The organism is Romboutsia sp. 13368, from assembly GCF_018336475.1.
Lineage (GTDB): Bacteria > Bacillota > Clostridia > Peptostreptococcales > Peptostreptococcaceae > Romboutsia.
This window is the reverse complement of record NZ_CP048741.1, coordinates 158,515-165,236: the sequence shown is the minus strand read 5'-3', so window position 1 is coordinate 165,236 and position 6,722 is coordinate 158,515. Positions and strand designations below refer to the sequence as shown.

Genomic DNA, 6,722 nt, shown 5'->3' with positions numbered 1-6,722 from the left:
TTAATTATATAAAAAATTCGCTTCGCTCATATCGCCAACGATATATCNNGTGAAAYATTTCGGATACATCCGTTGCTCAAAAAATTAAAAAAAGATACCTGATTAACAGGTATCTTTATTATTTAATATTCTTTTTCTAATTTATCTACTAATTCTTTAAATACTTCTAGTGCTTTATCAACAGATTCTTTCTTTTCCATATCAACACCAGCTGCTCTTAATTGGTTAAGTGGATAATCTGATCCTCCACTCTTTAAGAACTCTATATATCTATCAACAGCTTCTTTTCCTTCTGTTAATATCTTTTGACTTAAAGCACTTGCTGCAGAGAATCCAGTAGCATACTTATACACATAGAAATTTGAATAGAAATGTGGTATTCTAGCCCATTCTAATTCAATTTGCTTATCTACTATTGCAGACTTTCCATAGTATTTTTTATTTAAATCATAATAGATATCATTAAATTCTTTAGCTGTTAATGGGTTACCTTCTTCTACACTTGCATGTGTTAATTTTTCAAATTCAGCAAACATTGTTTGTCTATATACAGTTGTTCTAAACTGCTCTAAGTAATAGTTTAGAAGATATATTCTTTCTTCTTTTGAATCTGCCTTTTCTAATAAGTAGTTTATTAAAAGTAATTCATTTAATGTTGATGCAACTTCTGCTACAAATATCTTATACCCTGAATATAAGTATGGTTGAGTCTTCTTAGAGTAATAACTATGCATTGAGTGACCTAACTCATGTATTAATGTAAATAATGAGTTAAGGTCATCCTTATAATTCATTAGTATATATGGATGTGAGTCATAACTTCCCCAAGAATAAGCTCCACCTTGTTTTCCTTCATTTTCATAAACATCTATCCAATTTTCTTTAAAAGCTCTTTTTATTAATTCTAAATATTCTTCACCAAGAGGCTTTAAAGCATTTAATATTATGTCTTGTGCTTCTTCATAAGGTATTTTCATATCAAAATTTTCAGTTAATGGAACATATAAATCATACATATGTATTTCATTTAAACCTAAAAATTTCTTTTTAATATCTACATATCTATTTAATGTATCTAAGTTTTCATCTACTGCTTTTATAAGATTATTATAAACATCAACACTTATATCATCTTGGAATAATGATGCATATAATGCTGATTCATATTTTCTAGTTCTAGAATAGAATATCTCTGATTTAATTCCTCCGTATAACATAGATGCAAAAGTATTTTTATATTTATCATATGTTTTATACATTGCATCAAAAGCACCTTCTCTAACCTTTTTATTTTTACTTTTTAAGAAAGTTGAGAAATTAGAATGAGTAAGTTTTACTTTTTCTCCATCTTCATTTTCTATCTCTGGAAACTCCATATCTGCATAAGATAACATATCATAAGAATTTTCAGGAACAGATGTTAAGTCAGAAACTGCTGCTAATATTTCTTCTTCTTTTTCTGTTAGTGTGTGTGGTTTTTCTCTTAATATCTCATCTATATATTTCTTATAAAAAGATAGCTTTTCATCACTTAAATATTCTTTAAGCTTGTTATCATCAATAGCTATTATTTCTGGCACCATATAAGATGACGCTGTAGATAATTCTGTAGATAACATATCTGTTTTTGTTGCCATAGCTTGATTTTCATTTATTCTAGTATCTTCGTGTTGCTTCATATGCGTATATACATATAGATTTTGTAATAGTTGTGAAGCTTTTTCTGATATATTAAGTGCTTCATATAAGTTTTCTTTGCTTTGTGCTAATTTTCCCTTATATTGTTTTATATCATTTATATATGATTTTATTTTCTCTATATCTTTTTCAATAGATTCTTTACTTGAGTACATTAAATCTATATTCCATTTATACTTATCATCTATATTTTTTCTATTAATTCCCATATTTTCACTCCTTATAAGTAATTTTATTTTATAATACAGATATTAATGTAGTTCACTTATCTGTMAANATTCACAATTTATTATCATCTTTATATTACTTTTTATTCCATATCTCAAACTAAATTATAACTATATCTTATTTTATATTATCTTAATGTAAATAATCTACGCTTATTATATTTTTTGAGTTGTTTAATTCATTTGCTAGTTCATCCAATATTATACGCCTATCATATACTATAAAAAAACTCAATTTCCAAGACATATTATCTAACTTTTCTATGTCTATATTCTTTACATTAATTTCAGATTTTTGAAATATATTATATATCATTGCCATAATACTTATATTATTTACAGTTACAGTAAATATAGTTTGTTTCGTTTTAAAAAACATTTTATCAATATTTTTTAAAATATATAATGTTATCATCACTAATAACCAACCACAAATACCAAGTACATAATATCCATATCCTATAGCTATCCCTATACAAGCTGTAGCCCATATTCCTGCAGCTGTTGTCAAACCTCTAATTCCATTTGATGTTTTTAAAATTGCCCCTGCGCCTAAAAAACCAATTCCAGATAATATTTGAGCTGTTAATCTAGCCGGATCACTATTAGTTTGTGAGCTATATTGAAAAAATAAAGATAATGATGTTATAGATGTTATACATGAACCCATAGATACTAATATATGCGTCCTAAATCCTGCAAATTGATTTGATCTTTCTCTTTCTAATCCTGTTAATCCACCCACTATTAAAGCAATTATTAATCTTTGAATTATAACTTTATTAGTAATAATAATAATTATTCCCCCCTATTATTTATATAATARCTTATTAAACTCCTAAATTTATCCTTTAATATAAAATTTATATTCATAGATTAAAAATATATTACTACTTTAATATAGTCGCTAAATTACAAGATAAACTTAATTATTCTTATAATAAAAATAGTCCACATTTGTGGACTATTTTTTCTCTAGTGCTATGTATTTATTTATTAAATTATCAATTTTATTACTTGTTTCTACTAATTCATCTTTAAATATTTCTGGATATTCCATGTATGCATGTATTTGTTCTCTTAATTCATCTATCTGCTGTTTTAATGTTTCTAATTCTCTATTCGCCATATAATCTCCACGGTCATAATTTTATCATTTTATTTGTTTATATGATAACAAATTTTTCCATACACTGTCAATAATCTTAACTATAAAATAGATACTTTTAAATTAAATACATTTATGAACTTCTCTTGCTACTGTATAGCTTTACTCTATGGTAATATTTTCTGTTAATTGACACTAAAATTTATTGTTGTTACAATATTTTTGATAATGAATTTCATTAGGAGGTAATACTTATGAATGTTTGCGATTTAAAAGTAGGTCAAAAAGGAATCGTTGATAATATATATGGAAATGAAAAATTAGTTAAGAGATTATTAGCTTTAGGATGTATAAGTAATACAGAGATAGAAATAAAAAAAATTGCTCCATTAGGAGATCCAATTATAATTAGATTTAGAGGATTTGATCTTGCTCTTAGAAAGTCCGATGCTAAGAATATATCTCTAAAGTAAAAAAGGAGGTTATTGTATGATTAATGTTGCTTTATTTGGTAACCCAAATGTAGGTAAAACTACAGTTTTTAATTTACTTACTGGGTCAAATCAATATGTAGGTAACTGGCCTGGCGTTACTATTGATAAAAAAGAAGGCTTTTTAGGTAAGGATATAAAAATAGTAGACTTACCTGGTATATATGCTATGGATACTTTCTCTAATGAAGAAAAGGTATCAAAAGAATTTCTAGAAACAGGAGATGTTGATGTTATAGTTAACATAGTAGATGCATCAAATTTATCTAGAAATCTTTATCTAACAACACAGCTTATGGAGTTTAATAAACCAATCGTTATTTTACTTAATATGTTGGATATTGCAGAATCTAAAGGTGTATGTATTAATTCTGATAAACTTTCAAAAGAACTTGGTGTTACTGTTATTCCAATAATAGCTAAGAAAAAAAATGGAATTGATAAAATATCTTCAGCTATAAAAAATTCAGTAAATAAAAAAGTAGATTACAATATAGATTTTGGTAATGAAACTCAAACATATGAAAAATTAGAAGATATGTTATCTAGATGTATAAAAAATAATTCAAATAAAAAAGCATCTATAAGTGATAAAATTGATAATATTGTTTTAAACCCAATTTTAGCATACCCTATTTTTATAGTTGCATTACTAGTATTATTTAAATTTACATTTGATTGGGTTGGAGGGCCTTTACAAGAAAGTTTAGGCACTTTAATAGAAACATTTATTTCAAATCCAATTAATGCTATGTTAGTACATGCTAGTCCTTGGTTTAAATCTCTTATTGTTGATGGTATATTAGGCGGTGTATGTGGTACTTTACCATTCTTCCCATTAATATTCACTTTATTCTTTGGTATATCATTATTTGAAGATAGCGGATATATGTCTAGAGCTGCTTTCTTAATGGATAATATAATGAGAAAAGTAGGTTTATCTGGTAAGGCATTCATACCTATGGTTATGGGGCTTGGTTGTTCTTCTCCAGCTATAATGGCTACTAGAACTTTAGAAAGTGAAAAAGATAGAAAAATAACAGCACTTATTTCACCACTTATGACTTGTGGTGCTAAATTGCCTATATATGCAGTATTTATAGCTATATTCTTCCCTAAAAATGCTGCACTTGTTACTACATCTTTATACTTACTTGGTATAGTAGTAGCTATATTAGTAGCCTTAGTTTTAAATAGAACATCTTTTAAAACTGATATAGAACCATTTGTATTAGAGTTACCTGAGTATAAATTACCTACATTAAGTTCATTATTAAAAAATACTTGGAGTAAATCTAAAGGATTTTTAATAAGAGTTGTAACTGTAATGTTTGCAATGTCTGTTGCTATATGGTTATTATCTTCATTTAACTTTAACGGATTTACAGAAAATATGAATGATAGTTTCCTAGCATATTTAGGTAAACTTGTAGCTCCTTTATTTGCACCATTAGGATTTGGCGACTGGAGAGCTTCAGTCTCTATATTAACTGGCCTTGGTGCTAAAGAGATAGTTATATCTACTATGCAAGTACTTTATGGTAATTTAGATAAAGTTTTACCAACAGTATTTACTGGGGTTACTGCATATGGATTCTTAGTATTTAGTGCATTATATACTCCATGTATAGCAGCACTTGCAACTATGAGAAAAGAATACGGAAATAAAATGATGTTTACATCACTTATATATCAATTTATCATTGCTTGGATAGGAGCATTTATAGTTAGAATTATAGGTGGAGCTATATTCTCTCATAGTCCTGCTTCTTTAACTGAATTTGTTATAGCAGGTATCATAATACTGATTGCTGCAATTATACTTTTAAGAATGTTTAATAAAAAATCATCTGGTTGTAGTGGTGGTTGCTCTGGATGTAGTAGTCAAGGTTGTTGTACTACTCAACTTGAAAAAACATATACAAATGAAAAATAATTTTTAGATAAATAATAAAGAGTTCATCTATTGATAGTTTAATCTTTTAGATGAACTCTTTTCTTTTATTTATTAAAATTTAACATCTACTGTTATTTCTTTTCCACTTCTATTTAAAGTTATCTTTGTACTTTGACCTGACTTAAATTTATATAAAGCTTTATTAAGGTCTGTCATTGTTGGAGTTTCTATATCTCCTATTTTTACAATTACATCTCCTGTTTGTATACCTGCCTTTTGAGCTGGTGTATTTTGAACAACTTCTGCTATATATACACCTTCATCTGCTGCTAAGTCAGTTCCTGTTGCTGTTTCAAATGTAGTTACATCTAAACCTTTTATACCTAAAGTAACTTTTTCAAAGTTTCCTGATTTTATAACTTGCTCTATTATAGGTTTTGCTGTATTTATAGGTATTGAGAATCCTATACCTTCAGCTGAAGATACCTTAGCTGAATTTATACCTACTACTTGACCTTTTTCATTTAATAATGGTCCACCACTATTTCCTGGATTTATACTTGCATCAGTTTGCATAAGTCCTGTCATAGTTTCTTTTTCTGTTTGTATTGATCTATCTAATCCACTTATTATACCTTGTGTAACAGATTTTTGGAACTCAAGACCAAGTGGATTTCCTATTGCTATCGCAATATCTCCAACTCTTACCTTATCACTATCACCTAATTCAGCAGCTGTTAAACCTGTTTTATCAACTTTAACTATTGCTAAATCTAATTTTGCATCATTCCATAAAACTTTACCTTGTGTAGTACTACCATCGTTAAATAATACTTTTACATCTGCTGCTTGACCATCTGATACAACGTGTGAATTTGTAAGTATGTAACCTTTTGAATCTACTATTACACCTGTTCCAACACCTTCTGATTGAGTTGGTATAGCAAATATATTATCAGTACTTATAGTTGTCGTTGTTATACCTACAACTGAAGGCATAGCCTTATCACTAACTGCATGATATATATTTTGACTCTTTCCAGTATCATTCACTATTATTTCTTTTGAACTTGTATCGTTATTCATATTACCTATATTATTTTTCATAACTACTATTGTAAGTAAGCTTGTAAGTACACTTGTTATTATACATATAAGTACTGTTAAGCCAATTCCTCTTCTCTTTGACATAAATACCCTCCTAATAAATTTAACTAACTTTATATTACTATTTAGTATTTACAATATTTATCATTCAATAACAATAAATATTATATAAATAAAAAAATGAAATTACCAAY

Annotated in this window: 6 protein-coding genes; 2 read left to right on the top strand and 4 right to left on the bottom strand. The window is 27.2% G+C overall.

Translation table 11 applies throughout. The features are described from left to right. Window positions 1–122: 122 nt before the first annotated feature. The 3 genes from pepF to G3997_RS00735 all read right to left on the bottom strand — a co-directional run bounded on the left by pepF (window position 123) and on the right by G3997_RS00735 (window position 3,054). On the bottom strand, window positions 123–1,907 hold the full coding sequence (gene pepF, locus G3997_RS00745; RefSeq protein ID WP_296646556.1) for an oligoendopeptidase F: 1,785 nt from the start codon (window positions 1,905–1,907) through the stop codon (window positions 123–125). A 151-nt stretch (window positions 1,908–2,058) separates the two neighbouring features. Beyond that, a complete protein-coding gene (locus G3997_RS00740; RefSeq protein WP_296649188.1) occupies window positions 2,059–2,682 on the bottom strand; it encodes an MgtC/SapB family protein in 624 nt (207 codons plus the stop codon). 207 nt (window positions 2,683–2,889) lie between these two features. Continuing rightward, window positions 2,890–3,054 (bottom strand): aspartyl-phosphate phosphatase Spo0E family protein, encoded by a 165-nt coding sequence (locus tag G3997_RS00735; protein ID WP_296646551.1) that lies wholly within the window; start codon window positions 3,052–3,054, stop codon window positions 2,890–2,892. Window positions 3,055–3,287: 233 nt separating this feature from the next. On the opposite strand from G3997_RS00735, the gene G3997_RS00730 reads away from it, so the two are divergent. Both G3997_RS00730 and feoB read left to right on the top strand, forming a co-directional pair. After that, window positions 3,288–3,506, top strand: a complete 219-nt coding sequence (locus G3997_RS00730; RefSeq protein WP_296646549.1) for a FeoA family protein — start codon at window positions 3,288–3,290, stop codon at window positions 3,504–3,506. Between the two features lie 16 nt (window positions 3,507–3,522). Further along, the gene (gene feoB / locus G3997_RS00725) at window positions 3,523–5,460 is read left to right on the top strand and encodes a ferrous iron transport protein B (RefSeq protein WP_296646546.1); all 1,938 of its coding nucleotides are present in this window, start codon (window positions 3,523–3,525) and stop codon (window positions 5,458–5,460) included. Window positions 5,461–5,532: 72 nt separating this feature from the next. On the opposite strand, the gene htrA is transcribed toward feoB, so the two are convergent. Next, a complete protein-coding gene (gene htrA / locus G3997_RS00720; RefSeq protein WP_296646544.1) occupies window positions 5,533–6,612 on the bottom strand; it encodes a serine protease HtrA in 1,080 nt (359 codons plus the stop codon). Between the last annotated feature and the right edge of the window lie 110 nt (window positions 6,613–6,722).